Genomic DNA, 19,304 nt, shown 5'->3' with positions numbered 1-19,304 from the left:
TCGCGGCGCCCGCTCAAACCACGGCGGCCGACCGTCCCCTCGCAGGGAACGACCGGCCGCTGTGGTTACTACGGACGCGGGGTCAGCCGCGCATCACCGCTCCGGTGCGGACCACGGCCTCGGCGATGGCGGCCTCGCGGGCCGCGCTCGCCTCCTCCGCGGTCAGGGTGCGGTCGGCGGCGCGGAAGCGCAGGGCGTAGGCCAGCGACTTCCGGTCGGCGCCGATCTGCTCACCGGTGTAGACGTCGAACAGCCGCAGCGACTCCAGCAGCGGCCCGGCGCCGGCCCGCAGCGCCCGCTCGACCTCGGCGGCCGGGACCGAGTCAGCCACGACCAGCGCGACGTCCTGGGTCGCGACCGGGAAGGAGGAGATCTTCGGCCCCTCGACCGGGCGCGGACCCTCGGCCATGAGCAGGTCGACGTCCAGCTCCATCGCGCAGGTGCGCTCCGGCAGGTGCAGCGCCTTGACCACCCGCGGGTGCAGCTCTCCGGCGTGGCCGACCAGCCGGTCGCCCGCGTAGAGCGCGGCGCAGCGGCCCGGGTGCCAGGGCGCGTGCTGGTCCTGGCGCACGGTCAGCTCGACCCCGGCCGCCTCGGCGAAGGTACGCGCCGACTCGACCGCGTCGGCCCAGGTCGCGGGGCGGCCCTTGCCCCACCAGCCGTCGGGCTCGCGGTTGCCCGCGAGGACGGTGGCGACCCGGTGCGGCTGCCGCGGCAGCGCCGCGTTCAGCCGGGCGATCTCCTCGTCGGTGGGACGGCGGTCGACCGGCAGCCGCGGGGACCGGAACAGCGCCTCGGGGTCGGTGCCGTCGATCCGGAAGACCAGGCCCTGCTCGAACAGCGCCACGTCCGTCGCGCCCCGGCCGGTGTTCCGGCGCAGCGCGGCGAGCAGGCCCGGCAGCAGCGTGGTGCGCAGCGCCGGGGCCTCGTCGGAGATGGGGTTGGCGAGCTTGACCGTCTTCCGGCGGTCGTCGTCCGGGTCGAGGCCGAGCGCGTCCAGCTCCGGCTCGCCGAGGAAGGGGTAGTTCAGCACCTCGACATAGCCGGCGCCGGCCAGCGCGAGGCCGGTGCGGCGGCGCAGCCGCTGGGCGTCGGTCAGCCCGCGCCCGGCCGGGACCTGGGGCAGGGTGGAGGGCAGCTCCTCGTAGCCCTCCAGCCGGATGACCTCCTCGGCGAGGTCGTTGGGGTCGGTGAGGTCGGGCCGCCAGCTCGGCGGGGTGACCACCAGGACATCCCCGCCCACCACGTGGCAGCCGACCTCCTGCAGCCGGCGGACCACGGTCTCCCGGCCGTACTCCTGACCGGCCACCCGGTCCGGGTGGTCGGCCGCGATGGTGATGCTGTGCAGCGGGTGCGCGGCGGCGATGTCGGTGACACCGGCCTCGGCGGTGCCGCCGGCCACCGCGACCAGCAGGTCCACGGCACGCTGCGCGGCGGCCTTGCCGGCCTCCGGGTCCACCCCGCGCTCGAAGCGCTTGGCGGCCTCGGAGGGCAGCTTGTGGCGGCGCACACTGCGGGCGATCGAGACCGGCGCGAAGTGCGCGGCCTCGATCACGATGTCGGTGGTGCCGCTGACCTGGCCGGTCTCCGGGTCCACGACCGCGGTGGCGATCTCGGTGCCGGCCCCGCCCATCACCCCGGCCAGGCCGATCGGCCCGGAGTTGTCGCAGATCAGCAGGTCCTCGGCGTCGAGGGTGCGGACCACGCCGTCCAGGGTGCGCAGCTGCTCGCCGGCCAGCGCGCGGCGGACCGTGATCGCGCCGTCGATCCGGCTGCGGTCGTAGGCGTGCAGCGGCTGGCCGAGCTCCAGCATGACGTAGTTGGTGATGTCGACGGCCAGCGAGATCGGGCGCATCCCGGCCTTCTGGATCCGGCGCTGCATCCAGATCGGGGACAGCGCGGTCGGCTCCACGCCGACGACGCCGCGCGCGACGAAGCGGTCGCAGCCTGCCGGGTCCTCGACCTTGACCAGCGGGCCGTAGGAGTTGGCCGGCGGCACGTCCAGCAGGGCCGGGTCGCTCAGCGGCAGCCCGTAGGCGATGGCGGCCTCACGGGCCACACCGCGCACCGACAGGCAGTAGCCGCGGTCGGCGGTGACGGCGATGTCGAGCACCTCGTCGACCAGCTCCAGCAGCTCGACCGCGTCGGTGCCGGGCTCGAACTCCGGCGGCAGCACGATGATGCCGTCGTGCTCGTCGCCCATGCCCAGCTCGCGGGCCGAGCAGATCATGCCCTCGGAGGTGTGCCCGTAGGTCTGCCGGGCGGCGATCGGGAACGGTCCTGGCAGGACCGCGCCGGGCAGCACCACGACGACCTTGTCGCCGACGGCGAAGTTCCGGGCGCCGCAGACGATGTTCTGCGGGCCGCCGTGGCCGTTCGCGTCGCCCACGTCGACCTGGCAGTAGCGGATCGGCTTCTTGAAGCCGGTCAGCTCCTCGATGGCCAGCACCCGGCCCACCACCAGCGGGCCCTTCAGGTCGGCGCCGACCTGCTCCACGGTCTCGACCTCGAGGCCGGCCCGGACCAGTCGGGCGGCCACGTCGCGGCCGGTCTCACCTGCGGGCAGGTCGACGTACTCCCGCAACCAGGAAAGCGGGACGCGCATCAGATCTCCATCCCGAACGGAAGGGTGAAACGAAGGTCACCCTCGACGATGTCTCGCATGTCTTCGACGTTGTGGCGGAACATCAGCAGGCGCTCGATGCCGAAGCCGAACGCGAAGCCGCTGTACCGGTTGGGGTCGATCCCGCAGGCGACCAGCACCCGCGGGTTGACCATCCCGCAGCCGCCCAGCTCGATCCAGCCCTCGGAGGAGCAGGTCCGGCAGGGGCGGTCCGGGTTGCCGACGGACTCGCCGCGGCAGGAGAAGCACACCATGTCCATCTCGGCGGACGGCTCGGTGAACGGGAAGTAGTTGGGACGCAGCCGGGTCGCCATGCCCTCGCCGAACAGCGAGACCACCATGTGGTCCAGGGTGCCCTTGAGGTCGGCCATGGTCAGGCCCTCGTCCACGGCCAGCAGCTCGATCTGGCTGAACACGGGCGTGTGGGTGGCGTCCAGCTCGTCGGAGCGGAACACCCGGCCCGGGCAGATCACATAGATCGGCGGCTCGGACGCGGCCAGCATCGAGCGGATCTGCACGCCCGAGGTGTGGGTGCGCAGCACCACGCCGTCGGTCAGCTCGCCCTTGGCGTCCTGGAGGAAGAAGGTGTCCTGGGTGGACCGCGCGGGGTGGTCCGGGCCCATGTTCAGGGCGTCGAAGTTCAGCCACTCGGCCTCGACCTCGGGGCCCTCGGCGATGGCGTAGCCCATGGAGGTGAAGATGTCGCCGAGCCGCTCGGAGAGCGTGGTCAGCGGGTGCCGGCCGCCGCGCGGGGCGCGGTCGTAGGGGAGGGTGACATCCACCGCCTCCTCGGTCAGCACCCGGGTGTCGCGCTCGGCCTCCAGCTCGACCCGGCGCTCGGCCAGGGCCTTGCCGACGGCGCCGCGGGCCTGCCCGACCCGCTTGCCGGCCTCGGCCTTGGCCTGCGGGGGCAGGGCTCCGATCTCGCGGTTGGCCAGCGAGAGCGGGGAGCGGTCACCGCTGTGGGCGACCTTGGCCTCCTGCAGCGCGGCGAGGTCCGTGGCGGCGGCGAACGCGGCCAGTGCCTCGTCCCGCAGGCGCTCGATCTCTTCGGGCTTCAACGCCTCTACCTCGACCGGGTCGTAGGACTTGTTCGGTGCGGACATCTCTCTCTTCCCGTGCTCCTGCGTGGATCGTGCGGACATGCGGCATCGCACGATGCCAATGGACGAGTCTACTGAGGTTCTGAAGTGGCGACGCCCGCCCAGCTCAGAGCATGAACTCCGGAATGCCGGCGGGCAGGGTAAATCGGAACCTCGCCCCGCCCTCGGGGACCCGGTCCACGGCGATGCTGCCGCCGTGCGCCTCGACGATGCCCTTGACGATGTAGAGGCCGAGACCGGTGCCGCCGCGCTTGCTGCCGCGCCAGAAACGGGTGAAGACGCGCGGGATGGACTCCTGCGGAATGCCGGGGCCCTGGTCGCAGACCGTCACCGCCGTCACCTCCCGCCGCTGGCCGGAGGCGAGGACCGCCTGCTCGGGCCGGACCTCGATGGTGACAGTTCCCTCACCGTGCCGCACCGCGTTTTCCAGCAGGTTGCCCAGCACCTGGTCGACCTTGTCGGCGTCGGCCCAGAGCGGCGGCAGCGGCTCGTGGACCCGGATCACAAAGCGCTCGGACGGGGTTCCGGCGGCGATCTTGCCGTCGACATGGCGCCGGATCGCGACCGGGAGGTCGACCTTCTGGCGCCGGATCTCCAGCCGTCCGGCGTCGATCCTGGAGATGTCGAGCAGCTCGGCGATCAGCCGGGTGACCCGGTTGGCGTCGGCGTCGACGGTCTCCAGCATCAGCTTCTTCTGGTCGTCGGTGAACCGCTCCCACTTCTGCAGCAGGGTCGCGGTGAAGCCCTTGACGCTGGTCAGCGGGCTGCGCAGCTCATGGGCGACGGTGGCGATCAGCTCGGCGTGACTGCGCTCGGTACGCCGCCTGGCCTCCGTCCCGCGCAGGGTCACCACCACCCGCTGGACCGGTCCGGTGCCGCCGCCGACCCGCAGGTAGCGGGCCGAGACCAGCACCTCGCGGCCGCCGGGCAGCAGCAGATTGCGTTCGGGCTGGCGGGTCCTTATCAGCAGGCCGCCGTAGGGGTCGGTGAGCTGCCACCAGCGGCGGCCCTCCAGATCCTCCAGCGGCAGCGCCTCGGCGAGGGTGCGGCCGAGGGCGTCGGCGGCGCTGATGCCGCTGATCCGGGCCGCCGCGCCGTTGAAGCAGACCACGCGCTGGTCGGCGTCGGCCACGACCAGGCCGTCCGGCAGCTCCTCCGGGTCGAGCCAGCCCGCACCGCCGCCCGGACCCTCCCGGAGCACGGCAGGGGGCACGACCACACGGGCCTGCTGTGTGTCGGTCACGGCCGCCCTCCCTCCGGGCTTTGAATCACCCTAGCGAATCCTGGGCTACTCGCGGCACCCGCCGGGAGCGCGTTGCGCGCGCGCGGAGGCGTAGAGGCAGACGGCGGCGGCCGTGGCGAGGTTCAGGCTCTCGGCGTGCCCGTGGATCGGCACCCGCACCACCTCGTCCGCCAGCGCGCGGGTGGCCTCGGGCAGGCCCCAGGCCTCGTTGCCGAAGACCCAGGCGGTGGGGCCGCCCAGGGCGCCGTCGTCCAGCTCGGCGTCGAGGTCCCGCTTGCCCGCGCCGTCGGCGGCCAGGATCCGCACCCCGGCCGCGCGCAGGCCGCTGACCACCTGCTCGACCGGAACCCCGACCGCCACCGGCAGGTGGTAGAGGCTGCCGACCGAGGCGCGGACCGCCTTGGGGTTGTAGAGGTCGACCGAGGCGTCGGTGAGCACCACCGCGTCCGCCCCGGCGGCGTCGGCCGTGCGCAGCACCGTCCCGGCGTTGCCGGGGTCGCGGACGTTGGCGAGCACGGCGACCAGCCGGGGGCCGGCCGCGAGCAGCTGCTCGAAATCGGTGTCGACAAAGCGGCACAGCGCGGCGATTCCCTGCGGGGTCACCGTCTGGCAGATCGCCTCGATCACCTCGTCGGTCACGGAGAGGACCGGGATCCGGGCGGCGCGGGCGTCGTCCAGCAGTTCGGCGTGCCGTTCGGCGGCCTCGAAGGTGGTGTAGATCTCGACCACGGCCTGCTCGCCGCCGGGGACCGTCCCGTACGCCACGGCCTCACGGACGGCCTGCGGGCCCTCGGCGACGAAGCGGCGCTCCTTGCCGCGCTGGGCGCGGCGGGAGAGGCGGCGGGCGGCGCTGACCCGGGGCGAGCGCAGCGAGGTGAGCTCGGGGGACGGCTGCTGGGGCATCGCGGTTCTCACTTCGACGGTCCGGGAGTCCGGAAGTCCGGGCGGAAAGACCAGAACCCGCAGGGGAAGATCCCCCTGCGGGTTCTGGTCTCAGCTGCTGCTGGGTGACGACATACCGGGTGACTGCTTACCGGGTGACGCTGCGGTGACGGAGCCGGCCTCAGGCCGCGTCGGCGGCGACGGCGCTGCGGGGAGCGTTCACGTCGGCCGGGAGGGCCTTCTGAGCGACCTCGACCAGCGTGGCGAACGCACCGGCGTCGTGCACGGCCAGCTCGGCCAGCATCTTCCGGTCGATCTCGACGTTGGCGAGCTTCAGGCCCTGGATCAGGCGGTTGTACGTCATGCCGTTCGCACGCGCCGCGGCGTTGATGCGCTGGATCCACAGCTGACGGAAGTCGCCCTTGCGCTTCTTCCGGTCGTTGTAGTTGTAGGTGAAGGAGTGCAGCAGCTGCTCCTTCGCCTTGCGGTACAGCCGCGAGCGCTGGCCGCGGTAACCCTTGGCGCGCTCGAGGACGACCCGGCGCTTCTTGTGGGCGTTTACTGCCCGCTTGACGCGTGCCACGTTGTTACTCCTTGGTGGGGACCGCGGTAAGTCTCACGCGGTCCGGTAAACGAATGGATCGAGGGGGTCGGCTGCGCGGAGGCGCAGGATCACTTCTTGAGAAGCTTCTTGACCTTCTTGACGTCAGCCGCGGACACCTCGACCGTGCCGGCCAGACGACGGGTCAGCGTGGACGGCTTGTGCTCAAGGTAGTGACGACGGCCGGCGCGCTGGCGCAGCACCTTGCCGGAGCCAGTGATCTTGAAGCGCTTGCTGGCACCGGAGTGCGTCTTGTTCTTCGGCATGTCGCCGTACTCTCCTCGTCGGTCCGCTCCCGCCCGTGCGCCGGGGCGCGAGCGGGAGCGCTGTGGTTCTCCAGGACCCTCCGGCGGATGCCGGGGGCCGGGCGGACGTGGCAGCCTAGCTGGCTGCCACCTCCTTGGGTTCCGCGGCCTCGGCGTCGGCAGGGGCGACGTCGGCCTCGGCAGCGACCTCCTCGGTCGCCTCCGCGGCTTCGTCGAGCTCCTGCGGCGCCTCGGCCTCGGGGGCTTCGTCGGTCTCGGACGCCGCGTCGGTCTCGGCGGCCACCGGGGCCTCGTCGACCTCGTCGGACTCGTCATCCCTGGCCGGACGCCCCTGGCGCTCGGCCTTGCGGATGGCGGCGACCTCGCGGGCCTCGGCCATGGCCTCGGTCTTCTTCTTGTGCGGGCCGAGCACCATGATCATGTTTCGGCCGTCCTGCTTCGGGTTGGACTCGATGAAGCCCAACTCCTCCACATCCGACGCGAGGCGCTGCAACAGCCGGAAGCCAAGCTCGGGGCGGGACTGCTCACGACCACGGAACATGATCGTGATCTTGACCTTGTCACCCTGCTTGAGGAACCGGACGACGTGACCCTTCTTGGTGTCGTAGTCGTGCGGGTCGATCTTCGGCCGGAGCTTCATCTCCTTGATGACCGTGTGCGCCTGGTTCTTGCGCGCCTCACGGGCCTTCATGGCGGACTCGTACTTGAACTTGCCGTAGTCCATGAGCTTGCACACCGGCGGCCGGGCGGTCGCCGCGACCTCGACCAGATCCAGGTCGTACTCCTGCGCAAGTTCCAGGGCCTTGGCAAGCGGCACGATGCCGACCTGCTCGCCACTGGGACCGACGAGTCGCACCTCAGGGACGCGAATCCGGTCGTTGATGCGGGGCTCAGTGCTGATGGATCCTCCTCGGTTGCACCTCGCGACTGCCGGCGGCAGTCGCGTTATGCGGACTGGTTTACCGTCATACAGGACTTCATTCGTACCGCGGTGTGTCCGACGCACCGGGCGCCGCACCGCGGGCACGAAAAAAGCCCCGCATGACACGCAGGCGGGGCTCCACGGAAACCGGGCACGCAGCCGCGGAGCACAATGTCCGCGATACGCGCTGAGGTGGTGCCACGCTGGTAGGGCGCGGACCACCGGACCGGAACCCGACGACCCTGGGGTCGATGCGGGTGGGAGGGAGCCTCCACTTGCGGGCCTGGCATCCTGCCCCACGGGCATGACAACCTGGCCGGTCAGTGTTGACTATAGCAGCGTTCAGGCGTAGCGCAGAATTCCCGCCGCCGGGGGCGCATCGGGCAGACTTCGGACTGACATCCACGCACGACCAGCCTTCCCCGACCTTCCCTCCACGACCGGTGAGACGAGTACCCATGAGCAGCCAGCCCGACAGCCCCGACCTCGACGACCTGACCCGCGACATCGCCGACGTCCCGGCGGTGGAGCTGATCACCACGACCGCCGTGCACCTGATGAGCGCGGCCGCGGTCAACCTGGGGCTGGCCGAGGACGGCGAGAAGCACAAGGACCTGGACGAGGCCAGGAAGCTGATCAACGCGCTGGCCGGGCTGCTCACCGCCGCCGCGCCGGATCTCAGCACCTACCACGCGGCGCCGCTGCGGGACGGCCTGAAGTCGCTGCAGCTCGCCTTCCGCGAGGCCTCGCTGGTGCCGGACGAGCCCGGGACCGGCCCCGGCGAGAAGTTCACCGGCCCCGTCTACGGCTAGTCGAGGGGACTGGTCGAGGGACTGGATCGTTCGTGCTCCCAGGAAGCCCCCATCTTCCTCCCAGTCGGATCAGAGGAAGGGTGCCTAGCGTGACTGGGCATGTGGAGCAGAGGCACGGCGCCGCCGCAGGAGCGGCCCCAGCGGCGGATCACGCCGCGGACGGCGATCGCCTGCGCGACGGCCGGGGTGATGCTGGTGGCCGGGGCGACGACCCTGCTGCTGCACGGCGGAGCGGCCGGGGCGGCCGTCGCCGCCGGCTCGGTCACCCCCGTCACCCCCTCGGCCGTCACCCCCTCGACGGCCGGCTCGGCCACGCTTTCCGGCGCCGGAACGCCGACCCCCTCGGCGACCCCGGCGGCGACCGCCACCGCGACGCCGAGCAGGACGGCGGCAGCGCCGGCGGGTCCGACCGCTTCGGAAGCCGACATGGACGCCCTTGAGGCAGCGGCGGCACAGGCGGCCGGAAAGGTCTCCGTCGCCGTCGTGGACCTGGCCACCGGGGCCTCGCTGAGCTACGGCGGCAAGGGGCACGCCTTTGTCACCGCCAGCATCGCCAAGCTGGACATCCTGGCCACCCTGCTGCTGCAGACCCAGGACCGCGGCGGCACGCTGACCCAGTCCCAGCGCTCGCTGGCGACCAGCATGATCGAGAACAGCGACAACGACGCCGCCAACAGCCTCTACACCGCCATCGGCGGCCACAGCGGCCTTGACGCCGCGAACAAGCGGTTCGGGCTCACCTCGACCCACGGCGGCAGCGAGGGCTACTGGGGGCTGACCACCACCACCGCGGCGGACCAGCTTGAAACTGCTGCGGCAGGTGTTCACCAGCAGCTCGCAGCTGGACTCCGCCTCGCGCGGCTACATCCAGGGCCTGCTGAACAAGGTCGAGAGCGACCAGCAGTGGGGCGTCAGTGCGGCCGCCACCGGCGGGTTCGAACTGAAGAACGGCTGGCTGCCCCGCTCCAGCACCGGGCTCTGGGTGATCAACAGCACCGGGCGGATCGACCGCGACGGCCACCAGCTGCTGATCTCCGTGGTCTCCGACGGCAACACCTCGCAGGCGCAGGGCATCTCCCTGATCGAGTCGGAGGCCGAGGCCGCGGCCGCCGCGCTCGGCTGAACCAGCGGCCAGGAGCGGTCGCCCGCTCGACAGGGCGTCAGCGGGTGTAGAGCGGTTCGGCCGGTTCGGCCGGGGAGGCCGGGACGACCGCGAGGTCGAGCCCTCGGTCCAGCCTGATCCGCAGCAGCTCATGGTCGGCCAGCGCGGCGGCCAGCTGCCGTACCGACGGGCCCAGCGCGGCGGGATCGACGGCCGGGTCCGGGATCAGGGCCAGCAGCGCGTCCGTCTCCGTGCTCGGCAGCAGATGGGCCCGCAGCACGGCCGGATGCCGCGCCAGCTCCCCGCGGACGGCCTCGGCGACCTCCGGGTCGCGCAGCGGGTCGATCCTGGCGCGGCCCTCGGCGACGGCGCGCATGGCCGCGCCGGACAGCTCGTAGAAGGCGGGCCCGGCGAGGTCGATGAGCAGCGCGTCCGCCTGCTCGGACCAGGCGGCCCGGACCGCCTGGTCGGCCGGGACCGGCGCCGGTCGGGCGTCGGCGCGCCAGCGGGCCAGTGCCTCCAGCGAGGTGAACGCGGGCAGGCCGGTGCGTCCGTCCGGGGTCCGCACCGTGGGGACGGCCATGTCGCTGGACTTGTCGTGGGTCAGACCGTCCGCGCCGGTCTCGGACTCGCCGAGGATCGCCACGATCGGGACCATCAGCCTCGCGCCGACCAGGGCGGCGAGAAGCTCCTGCTCGGTGTCGGCCGAGGGCTGCTCCGCGTGACGGGAGAGCGCCTCCGCCAGTCGGGGCTCCGCCGCACCGTCGTCACCCGAGAACCCCGGGTCAGGGATGTTCTTGCGCTGCACCCGGCGAGCCTAGTCGATCGGCCACACCCGGACGGACCACCCCATATGCCAGGCCGATCGGCCCTCCGTGGATCTTTCCAGGAGATTCTCACGAATCTCCCACCCACTTCGGAGAACCGCTGTCTATTGTCCTTACTCATGTCGCACAGGAGTACGGGCCAACGGCGAAGAGCCAAGCCGCGCAGCCGTTCCCGGGTCGGCATCCTCTCCTCGGTGGTCGGTGTGACCTCGGTGGCCGTGCTCACCGCGGTCCTGCTCAACCAGCCCTCCCCGGCCGGAGCCCGGCCCGTCCCACCCTCCTCGGACGCGGTGTCCTCCCCCGCGCGGACGGTCGGCGGCGGCCCGGCGTCCACGAAGCCCACGCCGAAGCCCAAGGCCACCGCGAAGACCCCCAGGACGGTCGCGGTCGGCAGCACCGAGGCGCTCAAGGACGCGGTGGCACAGGCGGCCGGCTCGGCCTCGGTCTCGGTGACGGACCTGACCACCGGGAAGACGCTCACCTACGGCGGCACCGACCATGCGTTCGCCTGCGCCAGCATCGCCAAGCTGGACGTCCTGGCCACGCTGCTGCTGCAGACCCAGGACCAGGGCACCGAGCTGACCTCGGCGGAGCAGGCGCTCGCCACCAAGATGATCGAGCACAGCGACAACGCGGCCGCCGACAGCCTCTACACCACCCTGGGCAAAGCGCCCGGGATGGACGCGGCCAACAAGCGGTTCGGGATGACCTCGACCGAGAGCGGGGAGGGGATCCTCTGGGGCGTGACCACCACCACCGCGGCGGACCAGGTGAAGCTGCTGCGCCAGGTGTTCACCAGTTCCTCGCTGCTGGACTCCGCTTCGCGCGGCTATGTCCAGGGCCTGCTGAGCCAGGTCGAGACGGACCAGCAGTGGGGCGTCAGCGCGGCCGCCACCGGCGGGTTCGAACTGAAGAACGGCTGGCTGCCGCGCTCCACCACCGGGCTCTGGGTGGTCAACAGCACCGGGCGGATCGACCGCGGCGGCCACCAGCTGCTGATCTCCGTGGTCTCCGACGGCAACCGGACCATGGCGCAGGGGATCACCCTGATCGAGTCGGTGGCCGAGGCCGCGGCCGGAGCCCTGGTCGGCACCTGAACCGACCGGACCGACGGGCCTTGGCGGGGAAAACATGAGCCGATTCCGAATCCGCCCTACCGGCAGGTAGCCCGGATGTGGCAGGCTTCCCGCATGGTGACCCCCTCCGCAGACCGCACGCGCTACGACCGCGCCACCGCCCACCTCGACGCCCCGGTGGCGATCGTGGACCTCGAAGCCTTCGACGCCAACGCGGAGGACCTGGTCCGGCGCGCCGCGGGCAAGCCGATCCGGGTCGCCAGCAAGTCGGTGCGCTGCCGGGCCCTGCTGGAGCGGGTGCTCCGGATGGACGGCTTCCAGGGGATCATGAGCTTCACCCTGGCCGAGTCGATCTGGCTGGCCCGCGCGGGCTTCGACGACATCCTGCTCGCCTACCCCTCCGCCGACCGGGCCGGCTACGCCGAGCTGACCGCCGACCCCAAGCTGGCCGGGGCGATCTCGGTGCTGCTGGACGACCCGGCCCAGCTCGACCTGATCGACGGGGCCAGGGGCGACGGCTCTGAAGAGGTCCGGGTCTGCCTGGAGCTGGACACCGCGCTGCAGCTGTTCGGCGGCCGGTTCCGGGTCGGCGCCCGGCGCTCCCCGCTGCGCACCCCCGAGGCACTGGCGGACTTCGCCCGGCTGGTGCAGCAGCGGCCCGGCTTCCGGGTGGTCGGCCTGATGGCCTACGAGGGCCACATCGCGGGTGTGGGCGACAGCATCAGCGGCCGCCCGTTCCGCTCCAGGATCATCCAGACCATGCAGCGCAAGGCCCGCGCCGAGCTGGCCCAGCGCCGCGCCGCGGTGGTCGCCGCGGTGCGGGCGGTCGCCGACCTGGAGTACGTCAACGGCGGCGGCACCGGCAGCGTGGAGAGCACCGTCGCCGAGCCGGCGGTGACCGAGGTCGCGGCGGGGTCCGGCCTCTACGTCCCCCGACTGTTCGACAACTACCGCTCGTTCCACGGCCGCCCGGCGGCGCTGTTCGCACAGCCGGTGGTCCGGCGGCCCGGCGTCGGCGTGGTGACCGTGCTCGGCGGCGGCTACCCGGCGTCCGGTGCGGCCGGCGCCGACCGCTCGCCGGTCCCGGTGCTGCCGGAGGGGCTGCGCTACGACCCGCAGGAGGGCGCCGGCGAGGTGCAGACGCCGCTGCTGGGCTCGGCCGCGGACGACCTGCTGATCGGCGACAAGGTGTGGTTCCGGCACGCCAAGGCCGGGGAGCTGTGCGAGCGCTTCGCCGAGCTGCAGCTGGTCGAGGGCGACCGGATCGTGGAGACGGTGCCGACCTACCGGGGCGAGGGCAAGACCTTCCTGTAGCTCGCACTACTCATGGAGGAGCCCCGCCGAGCGGACTCGGCGGGGCTCCTTTGGTGTGTCAGGTCAGGAGTTGCTGCCGGTGGTGCCGCCGGTCCCTCCGGTGGCGCCGCCGGACAGGCTGGCGGTGTCGACGTCCTTGATCCCGGCGACGATGGTGTCCATCACCGAGAGGGCGGGCGCCTTGGCGGCGGTGTCGAAGCCCAGGTGCAGGGCGACCAGGGTCTTGTTGTCGCTGGTCGGGAAGACCACGGTCTCGACCGTGCCGTCGTTGCCGACCTTGGCGTCGACCTTCCAGCGGATCAGGTAGCCGGAGCGTCCGGCCACGGTCACCGCCTGGGCCTCCAGCTGCTGGTGGCTGTTGACGTCACCGTAGGCCTCCTTCACCGCACCGGCGATGTCGGCCTCGGCGGCGGCCTTGGCTCCGTCGCTGACGGAGGCCTTGAGGGTCTCGGTGTTGGCGCCGCCGAGGGTGCAGCCGTCAGTGGACTGGGAGCAGCTGTACTTGCCTATGGACAGGCCGGCGTGGCCGTCCTGGGTGGTGCCACCGGTCCAGCCCGCGGGGATGGGGAGGGAGAGGCCGTCCAGGAGGTCCACGGCGGTGGTGCTGTCGGCTCCACCGCCGCCGGGGAGACCGCCGGAGCCGCCGCCGGAGCCACCGCTGCCGCCCGGGGCGGAGGGGGCGGTGGGGAGACCGCCCGAGCCGCCCGAGCCGCCGGTACCGCCCGAGCCGCCCTCACCGGGGACACCCCCGGAGTTGAAGCGCTGCGGGGGCGCGCTGGAGGTGTTGGTGGTCGAGTTGCGTCCGTCCATGATCAGGTAGGTGGTCAGGCTGCCGACGCCGAGACCGAGCAGGGCCGCCACCGTACCGGCGAGCACGGTGCCCCGCCGGGGGCGGGGGCGTTTGGCCGGAACGGGTCCGATCGTCAGCACCTCGTCGGACTTGGTGCTGACGGTCCATTCGGAGCCGTTCCACCAGCGCTGACCGGGGTGGGCGGGGTCATTGGGCTTGGGGTCCGGGTACCAGCCGGCCGGGGTCGTCGTACTCACAGCCGCAATCTACGGCCAATTCGATAAGCGTGCGATCAACCGGCGCTGAGGATCAGCTGAGAATGAGGTGCGGAAGGAAGCGCGCGTACTCATCTGTGATGAGGCTCGCGGACTCGCGGATGCCGAGGCCGGCCGGCTCGCCGTCCACCACCCAGGCGCCCAGCACGGTGCGGTTGCCGTCGAAGTCGGGCAGCGGGGCGAACTGCTGCCAGCAGTACTTCTGCTGCGGGTCCAGCGGCTCGGTCGGCTCCCCGGCCTCGGCGATGACCACCCCGGCGCCCTCGCGGCCCAGCAGCGGCTTGGCCACATAGGAGGTCAGCGAACCCGGTCCGTCCAGCTGGGCCGGAAGGAGGTTGGGGTGGTCCGGGTAGAGCTCCCAGAGGATGGCGAGCAGGGCCTTGTTGGACAGCAGCATCTTCCAGGCCGGCTCGATCCAGCAGGTGCCGCCGGTGCCTCCGCCCTGGTCGATGCTGTTGAGGACATGGCTGCCGAAGTCGTCGGAGACCAGCCACTCCCACGGGTAGAGCTTGAAGACGCTGCGCATAAAGCGCAGGTCCTTGTCGACAAAACGATGTGCCAGCGCGTCCCAGCCGATGTCCTCGACCGAGATCGGCACGGTGTCCAGGCCGGCCTGACGCGCGGTCTCCATCAGGTAGACCGTGGTCATCTGGTCCTCGCCGAGCTCGTCCACCTCGGAGTGGGCGAAGTGGACCGGCCCCGGCGGCAGCAGTTTCGCCTGCCGGCGCCAGGCCTCGACCAGGCGCTCGTGCAGCGAGTTCCACTGGTCGGCGCCGGGGAAGCGCTGCTCCATCCAGAACCACTGCGGGCTCGCGGCCTCGACCAGGCTGGTGGGGGTGTCGGCGTTGTACTCCAGCAGCTTGGCCGGCCCGGTGCCGTCGTAGCGCAGGTCGAAGCGCCCGTAGATGCTGGGCTGCTCCTCGCGGCGGCGCCAGGAGGTGCGGATGGTCGCGGCGACCACCTGGTCGGTGATGCCCAGGTCGCGGAAGCGGTTGTGCTCCACGATGTGCGCGGCGGCGGCCAGGCACATGGTGTGCAGCTCCGCGACGGTCTCCTCCAGCGCCTCGATCTCGGCCATGCTGAAGCTGTAGTACGCGGACTCGTCCCAGTACGGGCGGAGGCTGTCGTCCGGGAAGCGGGTGAGCGGGTAGATCAGGCCCTGCTCCTCGACGATGCGCTGCCAGTCGGGGCGGGGCTCGATGCGATGGCGCTGCATGGAAACTGATCAGCCCCCGTGCGAGCCGCTGCCGTGGCCGCCGAGGCCGCCCCGGGAGACGCCCTTGCCGCCGGTGCTGCCCGAGGTGCCGTCGTCGGAGCCGCCGGAACTGCTGCCGACATGGCTGCTGGAGCCGGAGCCGTAGTAGCGGTGGTAGCCGCCGACGTAGGTCGACGTGCCGCCCTTCTGGTACCACTGGTAGCGGTCGGTGTCGGCGTAGCCACCGCCCGCGGTGCTCTTGCAGAGGCTGTCGGCGACGGTCTTGTAGTTCGTCGAGTCCACGCAGCGCTTGTCAGCCGCGCTGCCGCAGGAGGTGAGCACCAGCGCGAGGGTGCTCACCATCCCGAGCGCGACTCCGCCCGAGCGCATTCTGCGCCTGCCGACGCTGCTGGATTCTGCTGACACCACTGCGGCCCCCGTTGCCCTCTTACTTACGGCTCTTACCGGGGGCCAGCGTACGTCCCGCGCTGGGGAGGCCTGCAGCGGGGTCGTCTACAGCGGGGTCACATAGGCGCCGCCGATGCCGCCGTCCACCAGGAACTCATTGGCGGTCATGAAGGAGGAGTCGTCGCTCGCCAGGAAGGCCACCGCGGCGGCGATCTCGTCGGGACGGGCGAAGCGGCCGAGCGGGATGTGGACCAGGCGGCGGGCGGCCCGCTCCGGGTCCTTGGCGAACAGCTCGCGCAGCAGCGGGGTGTCGACCGGGCCCGGGCAGAGCGCGTTGACCCTGATCCCCTCGCGGGCGAACTGGACGCCCAACTCGCGCGACATCGCCAGCACCCCGCCCTTGGAGGCGGTGTAGGAGATCTGCGAGGTCGCCGCGCCCATCACCGCGACGAAGCTGGCGGTGTTGATGATGGAGCCCCGGCCCTGCCGCTGCATATAGGGAAGGGCGGCCTTGCAGCAGAGGAAGACCGAGGTCAGATTGACCTCCTGGACCCGGCGCCAGGCGTCGAGCCCGGTGGTGAGGATGGAGTCGTCGTCGGGCGGGGAGATCCCGGCGTTGTTGAAGGCGATGTCGACGCTGCCGTAGGTGTCGTACGCGGCCTTGAACAGCGCCTCGACCTGGTCCGCGTCGGTGACGTCGACCCGGACGAACAGCCCGCCGACCTCCTCGGCGGCGGCCTTGCCCGCGGCCTCGTCGATGTCGCCGCAGACCACGTACGCGCCCTCGCTCGCCAACCGGCGCGCGGTGGCCAGGCCGATCCCGCTGCCCGCGCCGGTGATCACGGCGGTACGGCCGACCAGGCGGCGGCAGATGCTCTCTTCGGTGCTCACTGCTGCGGTGCTCACTGCTCCGGTGCTCCCTATTCCTCGGTGCTGAAGAAGACGTTCTTGGTCTCGGTGAAGTGGGTCAGTGCGTCAGGACCCAGCTCGCGGCCCAGCCCGGACTCGCCGAAGCCGCCGAAGGGCGTCCAGTAGCGGACCGAGCTGTGCGAGTTCACGGAGAGGTTGCCCGCGTTGACGCCCCGGGCCAGCCGCATGGCCCGGCCCAGGTCCCGGGTCCAGATCGAGCCCGACAGGCCGTAGCGGGTGCCGTTGGCCAGCCGCAGCGCGTCCGCCTCGTCGGTGAACGGGAGGACCACGGCGACCGGGCCGAAGATCTCCTCGGTGGCGGCCGGGCTGTTCGGGTCCTCGGGGGCGAGCAGGGTGGGCGGGAACCAGAAGCCGGGTCCTGACGGGGCCTCACCCCGGGCGACCACCTTCTGATCCGGGGTCAGATAGCCGCTGACCCGGTCCCGCTGGGCGGCCGAGATCAGCGGTCCCATCTCGGTCGCCGGATCGGCCGGGTCGCCGACCCTGACCGCGGCCAGCGCCGGGGCGAACAGGGCCAGGAACTCGTCGTAGACCTCGCGCTGGACCAGGATCCTGGTCCGGGCGCAGCAGTCCTGCCCGGCGTTGTCCAGGAAGGCCATCGGCGCGGTGGCGGCGGCCCGGGCCAGGTCGGCGTCGGCGAAGACCAGGTTGGGGCTCTTGCCGCCGAGTTCCAGGGTGACCCGCTTCAGCTGCCCGGCGCAGCGGGCCATGATCTCCTTGCCGACCGGGGTGGAGCCGGTGAAGACCACCTTCCGCACGCCGGGGTGGTCGACCAGGGCGCGCCCGGTCACCGGTCCGTACCCGGGCAGCACCTGGAACAGGCCCTCGGGGAGCCCGGCGGCCAGGGCCAGCTCGGCCAGCCGCAGCGCGGTCAGGGGGGTGGTCTCGGCCGGTTTGAGCAGCACCGCGTTGCCGGCCGCCAGGGCCGGCGCGAAGCCCCAGCCGGCGATCGGCATCGGGAAGTTCCAGGGCGCGATGACGGCGACCACGCCCAGCGGCTCGTGGAAGGTCACGTCCAGGCCGCCGGCCACCGGGATCTGTCGACCGGTCAGCCGTTCGATGCCGCCCGCGGCGTACTCCAGCAGGTCGCGGACGTTGGCGGCCTCCCAGCGGGCGTTGCCCAGGGTGTGGCCGGCCTCGCGCAGCTCCAGCCCGGCCAGTTCGTCCAGCGCGCCGTCCACCGCGTCGGCGAAGCGGCGCAGCAGCCGGGCCCGGTCGCCGGGGGCGAGCGCGGCCCAGCCCTGTTGGGCCTTGGCCGCCCGGGCCACGGCGGCGTCCACCTGGGCCGGGGTGGTGGCCGGGACGGTGGCGATCACCTCCTCGGTGGCGGGGTTGAGGACGATCAGCGGCTCGTCGGTCATTTGATCCGGGCTCACATTCGCTCGAAGGAGCGGAAACGCTCCCAGTCGGTGACGGTGCTGTCGTAGGCGTCCTGCTCCACCTCGGCCATCCGCAGGTAGTGCTGGACCACGTCGCTGCCGAAGGCGGCCTCGGCCAGCTTGCTGCCGGCCCACAGCGCGGAGGCCTCGCGCAGGGTGCTGGGGAGGTGGTCGTAGTCGGCCTCGTAGGCGTTTCCGGTGCAGGGCTCCGGCAGTTCCAGCTGCTGCTCGATCCCGTGCAGCCCGGCGGCGATCATCGCGGCCACCGCGAGGTAGGGGTTGACGTCGCCGCCGGGGGCGCGGTTCTCGAAGCGCAGCGAGGGGCCGTGGCCGACCACGCGCAGCGGGCAGGTGCGGTTGTCGCGGCCCCAGGCGACGGCGGTGGGAGCGAAGGAGCCGGGGCGGAAGCGCTTGTAGGAGTTGATGTTGGGCGCGTAGAGCAGGGTCAGCTCACGCATCGCGGCGAGCTGACCGGCCAGGAAGTGCCGCATCAGCGGCGACATCCCGCCGTCCTCGCCCGCGAAGGCCGACTGTCCCTCGGCGTCGCGCAGCGACAGGTGCACATGGCAGCTGTTGCCCTCGCGCTCGTTGTACTTGGCCATGAAGGTGAGCGACTGCCCCTGCTGGGCGGCGATCTCCTTGGCCCCGGACTTGTAGACGCTGTGCTGGTCGCAGGTGGTGAGCGCCTCGTCGTAGCGGAAGGTGATCTCGTGCTGACCGAGGTTGCACTCCCCCTTGGCGGACTCCACGACCATCCCGGCCGCGCCCATCTCGTTGCGGATACGGGCCAGCAGCGGTTCGATCCTGGCGGTGGCGAGCAGCGAGTAGTCGCCGTTGTACTGGTTCGCCGGGGTGAGCGCGCGGTAGCCGCGGTTCCAGGCGTCCTCGTAGGTGTCCTGGAAGACGATGAACTCCAGCTCGGTGCCGGCCCAGGCGCTGAGGCCGCGTTCGGCGAGCCGGTCGAGCTGCTGCCGCAGGATCTGCCGCGGCGAGGCCGGGACCGGGCTGCCGTCCTGCCAGGCCAGGTCGGCGGTGACCAGGGCGGTGCCGGGCTGCCAGGGCGTCAGCCGTAGCGTGGCCAGGTCGGGGATCAGCGCGAAGTCGCCGTAGCCGGTGTCCCAGGAGGCCATCGGGTAGCCGTCGACCGTGTTCAGTTCGACGTCCACGGCGAGCAGGTAGGCGCAGCCCTCGCTGCCGTGGGCGAGCACGTCGTCCAGGAAGAACCCGGCGGCGAAGCGCTTGCCCTGGAGCCTGCCCTGCATATCGGTGAAGGCGAGGGCGACGGTGTGGATCTCCCCGGCGGCGACCAGGCGGCGTAGCTCCTGGACGCTGAGCGGGGGTTTGCGGTCTGTCACGGGCTTGCCTCCGACTGCTGTTCTGCGGTGGCGCTACGGGTTGCTTCTGCGGTGGCGCTACGGGCTGCTTCTGGGGGAGCCGCTGGCGGCTTCTTGGGGGGCCACCAGCAGCTTCTGCCGGGTCGCCGGCGGCTTCTGACGAGGTCGCGGGTGGCCGAGCGAGTTAAAGGTATGTCCTTGTACCATTGAAAGGGAAGGGGC

The 19,304-nt window shown here is 71.9% G+C and carries 18 protein-coding genes and 1 pseudogene; 4 read left to right on the top strand and 15 right to left on the bottom strand.

What is annotated here, in order from left to right; translation table 11 throughout:
• Positions 1 to 82 precede the first annotated feature (82 nt).
• The 7 genes and pseudogenes from pheT to infC form a co-directional block, all read right to left on the bottom strand.
• Positions 83 to 2,605, bottom strand: a complete 2,523-nt coding sequence (gene pheT / locus ACXKR8_RS41415) for a phenylalanine--tRNA ligase subunit beta (RefSeq protein ID WP_458269667.1) — start codon at positions 2,603 to 2,605, stop codon at positions 83 to 85.
• On the bottom strand, positions 2,605 to 3,729 hold the full coding sequence (gene pheS / locus ACXKR8_RS41410) for a phenylalanine--tRNA ligase subunit alpha (protein ID WP_458269666.1): 1,125 nt from the start codon (positions 3,727 to 3,729) through the stop codon (positions 2,605 to 2,607). Before pheS ends, pheT begins: the two co-directional genes overlap by 1 nt.
• Before the next feature lie 103 nt (positions 3,730 to 3,832).
• Positions 3,833 to 4,969, bottom strand: a complete 1,137-nt coding sequence (locus ACXKR8_RS41405) for a sensor histidine kinase (protein ID WP_458269665.1) — start codon at positions 4,967 to 4,969, stop codon at positions 3,833 to 3,835.
• Between the two features lie 45 nt (positions 4,970 to 5,014).
• Positions 5,015 to 5,872, bottom strand: a complete 858-nt coding sequence (locus tag ACXKR8_RS41400) for a TrmH family RNA methyltransferase (protein ID WP_458269664.1) — start codon at positions 5,870 to 5,872, stop codon at positions 5,015 to 5,017.
• Between the two features lie 160 nt (positions 5,873 to 6,032).
• A complete protein-coding gene (rplT, locus tag ACXKR8_RS41395) occupies positions 6,033 to 6,434 on the bottom strand; it encodes a 50S ribosomal protein L20 (protein WP_458269663.1) in 402 nt (133 codons plus the stop codon).
• 89 nt (positions 6,435 to 6,523) lie between these two features.
• Positions 6,524 to 6,718 (bottom strand): 50S ribosomal protein L35, encoded by a 195-nt coding sequence (gene rpmI / locus ACXKR8_RS41390; RefSeq protein ID WP_458269662.1) that lies wholly within the window; start codon positions 6,716 to 6,718, stop codon positions 6,524 to 6,526.
• Positions 6,719 to 6,959: 241 nt separating this feature from the next.
• Positions 6,960 to 7,658: pseudogene (gene infC, locus ACXKR8_RS41385) on the bottom strand (translation initiation factor IF-3); the annotation flags it as partial.
• Positions 7,659 to 8,098: 440 nt separating this feature from the next.
• Here infC and ACXKR8_RS41380 point away from each other — a divergent pair.
• Positions 8,099 to 8,452, top strand: coding sequence for a DUF1844 domain-containing protein (locus tag ACXKR8_RS41380; RefSeq protein WP_458269661.1), 354 nt, complete (start codon positions 8,099 to 8,101; stop codon positions 8,450 to 8,452).
• On the opposite strand, the gene ACXKR8_RS41375 is transcribed toward ACXKR8_RS41380, so the two are convergent.
• Complete coding sequence (locus tag ACXKR8_RS41375) at positions 8,449 to 8,880, bottom strand: hypothetical protein (RefSeq protein ID WP_462100054.1); 432 nt, start codon at positions 8,878 to 8,880, stop codon at positions 8,449 to 8,451. The genes ACXKR8_RS41380 and ACXKR8_RS41375 overlap by 4 nt on opposite strands.
• A gap of 392 nt (positions 8,881 to 9,272) precedes the next feature.
• Here ACXKR8_RS41375 and ACXKR8_RS41370 point away from each other — a divergent pair, with 392 nt between their 5' ends.
• A complete protein-coding gene (locus ACXKR8_RS41370; RefSeq protein ID WP_462100053.1) occupies positions 9,273 to 9,575 on the top strand; it encodes a hypothetical protein in 303 nt (100 codons plus the stop codon).
• Between the two features lie 37 nt (positions 9,576 to 9,612).
• Here ACXKR8_RS41370 and ACXKR8_RS41365 read toward each other — a convergent pair whose 3' ends face one another.
• Entirely contained in the window at positions 9,613 to 10,362 is a 750-nt protein-coding gene (locus ACXKR8_RS41365) for an SseB family protein (RefSeq protein ID WP_458269659.1), read from the bottom strand.
• A gap of 138 nt (positions 10,363 to 10,500) precedes the next feature.
• On the opposite strand from ACXKR8_RS41365, the gene ACXKR8_RS41360 reads away from it, so the two are divergent.
• Positions 10,501 to 11,478 (top strand): serine hydrolase, encoded by a 978-nt coding sequence (locus tag ACXKR8_RS41360; RefSeq protein ID WP_458269658.1) that lies wholly within the window; start codon positions 10,501 to 10,503, stop codon positions 11,476 to 11,478.
• A gap of 93 nt (positions 11,479 to 11,571) precedes the next feature.
• Complete coding sequence (locus ACXKR8_RS41355) at positions 11,572 to 12,771, top strand: amino acid deaminase/aldolase (protein ID WP_458269657.1); 1,200 nt, start codon at positions 11,572 to 11,574, stop codon at positions 12,769 to 12,771.
• 63 nt (positions 12,772 to 12,834) lie between these two features.
• On the opposite strand, the gene ACXKR8_RS41350 is transcribed toward ACXKR8_RS41355, so the two are convergent.
• The 6 genes from ACXKR8_RS41350 to ACXKR8_RS41325 form a co-directional block, all read right to left on the bottom strand.
• Positions 12,835 to 13,818 carry a DUF2510 domain-containing protein gene (locus ACXKR8_RS41350; protein ID WP_458269656.1) on the bottom strand — a complete coding sequence of 328 codons (984 nt, stop codon included), beginning with the start codon at positions 13,816 to 13,818 and terminating at the stop codon, positions 12,835 to 12,837.
• A 52-nt stretch (positions 13,819 to 13,870) separates the two neighbouring features.
• Positions 13,871 to 15,052, bottom strand: coding sequence for a glutathionylspermidine synthase family protein (locus ACXKR8_RS41345; protein ID WP_458269655.1), 1,182 nt, complete (start codon positions 15,050 to 15,052; stop codon positions 13,871 to 13,873).
• A gap of 9 nt (positions 15,053 to 15,061) precedes the next feature.
• Positions 15,062 to 15,394 carry a hypothetical protein gene (locus tag ACXKR8_RS41340; RefSeq protein WP_458269654.1) on the bottom strand — a complete coding sequence of 111 codons (333 nt, stop codon included), beginning with the start codon at positions 15,392 to 15,394 and terminating at the stop codon, positions 15,062 to 15,064.
• Positions 15,395 to 15,544: 150 nt separating this feature from the next.
• Positions 15,545 to 16,345 (bottom strand): 3-oxoacyl-ACP reductase, encoded by an 801-nt coding sequence (locus tag ACXKR8_RS41335; RefSeq protein WP_458269653.1) that lies wholly within the window; start codon positions 16,343 to 16,345, stop codon positions 15,545 to 15,547.
• 14 nt (positions 16,346 to 16,359) lie between these two features.
• On the bottom strand, positions 16,360 to 17,730 hold the full coding sequence (locus ACXKR8_RS41330; protein ID WP_458269652.1) for an aldehyde dehydrogenase family protein: 1,371 nt from the start codon (positions 17,728 to 17,730) through the stop codon (positions 16,360 to 16,362).
• 11 nt (positions 17,731 to 17,741) lie between these two features.
• The gene (locus tag ACXKR8_RS41325; protein ID WP_458269651.1) at positions 17,742 to 19,103 is read right to left on the bottom strand and encodes a glutamine synthetase family protein; all 1,362 of its coding nucleotides are present in this window, start codon (positions 19,101 to 19,103) and stop codon (positions 17,742 to 17,744) included.
• Positions 19,104 to 19,304: the final 201 nt, after the last annotated feature.

It is taken from the genome of Streptacidiphilus sp. PAMC 29251, from assembly GCF_054208735.2.
This window is presented reverse-complemented; position numbering and strand designations above follow the sequence as displayed.

Coding starts and splice junctions, on each gene's coding strand:
- pheT (WP_458269667.1), bottom strand. CDS start 2,605: ATGCGCGTCCCGCTTTCCTGGTTGCGGGAGTACGTCGACCTGCCCGCA.
- pheS (WP_458269666.1), bottom strand. CDS start 3,729: ATGTCCGCACCGAACAAGTCCTACGACCCGGTCGAGGTAGAGGCGTTG.
- ACXKR8_RS41400 (WP_458269664.1), bottom strand. CDS start 5,872: ATGCCCCAGCAGCCGTCCCCCGAGCTCACCTCGCTGCGCTCGCCCCGG.
- rpmI (WP_458269662.1), bottom strand. CDS start 6,718: ATGCCGAAGAACAAGACGCACTCCGGTGCCAGCAAGCGCTTCAAGATC.
- ACXKR8_RS41380 (WP_458269661.1), top strand. CDS start 8,099: ATGAGCAGCCAGCCCGACAGCCCCGACCTCGACGACCTGACCCGCGAC.
- ACXKR8_RS41375 (WP_462100054.1), bottom strand. CDS start 8,880: ATGTCGGCTTCCGAAGCGGTCGGACCCGCCGGCGCTGCCGCCGTCCTG.
- ACXKR8_RS41360 (WP_458269658.1), top strand. CDS start 10,501: ATGTCGCACAGGAGTACGGGCCAACGGCGAAGAGCCAAGCCGCGCAGC.
- ACXKR8_RS41355 (WP_458269657.1), top strand. CDS start 11,572: ATGGTGACCCCCTCCGCAGACCGCACGCGCTACGACCGCGCCACCGCC.
- ACXKR8_RS41345 (WP_458269655.1), bottom strand. CDS start 15,052: ATGCAGCGCCATCGCATCGAGCCCCGCCCCGACTGGCAGCGCATCGTC.
- ACXKR8_RS41340 (WP_458269654.1), bottom strand. CDS start 15,394: ATGGTGAGCACCCTCGCGCTGGTGCTCACCTCCTGCGGCAGCGCGGCT.
- ACXKR8_RS41330 (WP_458269652.1), bottom strand. CDS start 17,730: ATGACCGACGAGCCGCTGATCGTCCTCAACCCCGCCACCGAGGAGGTG.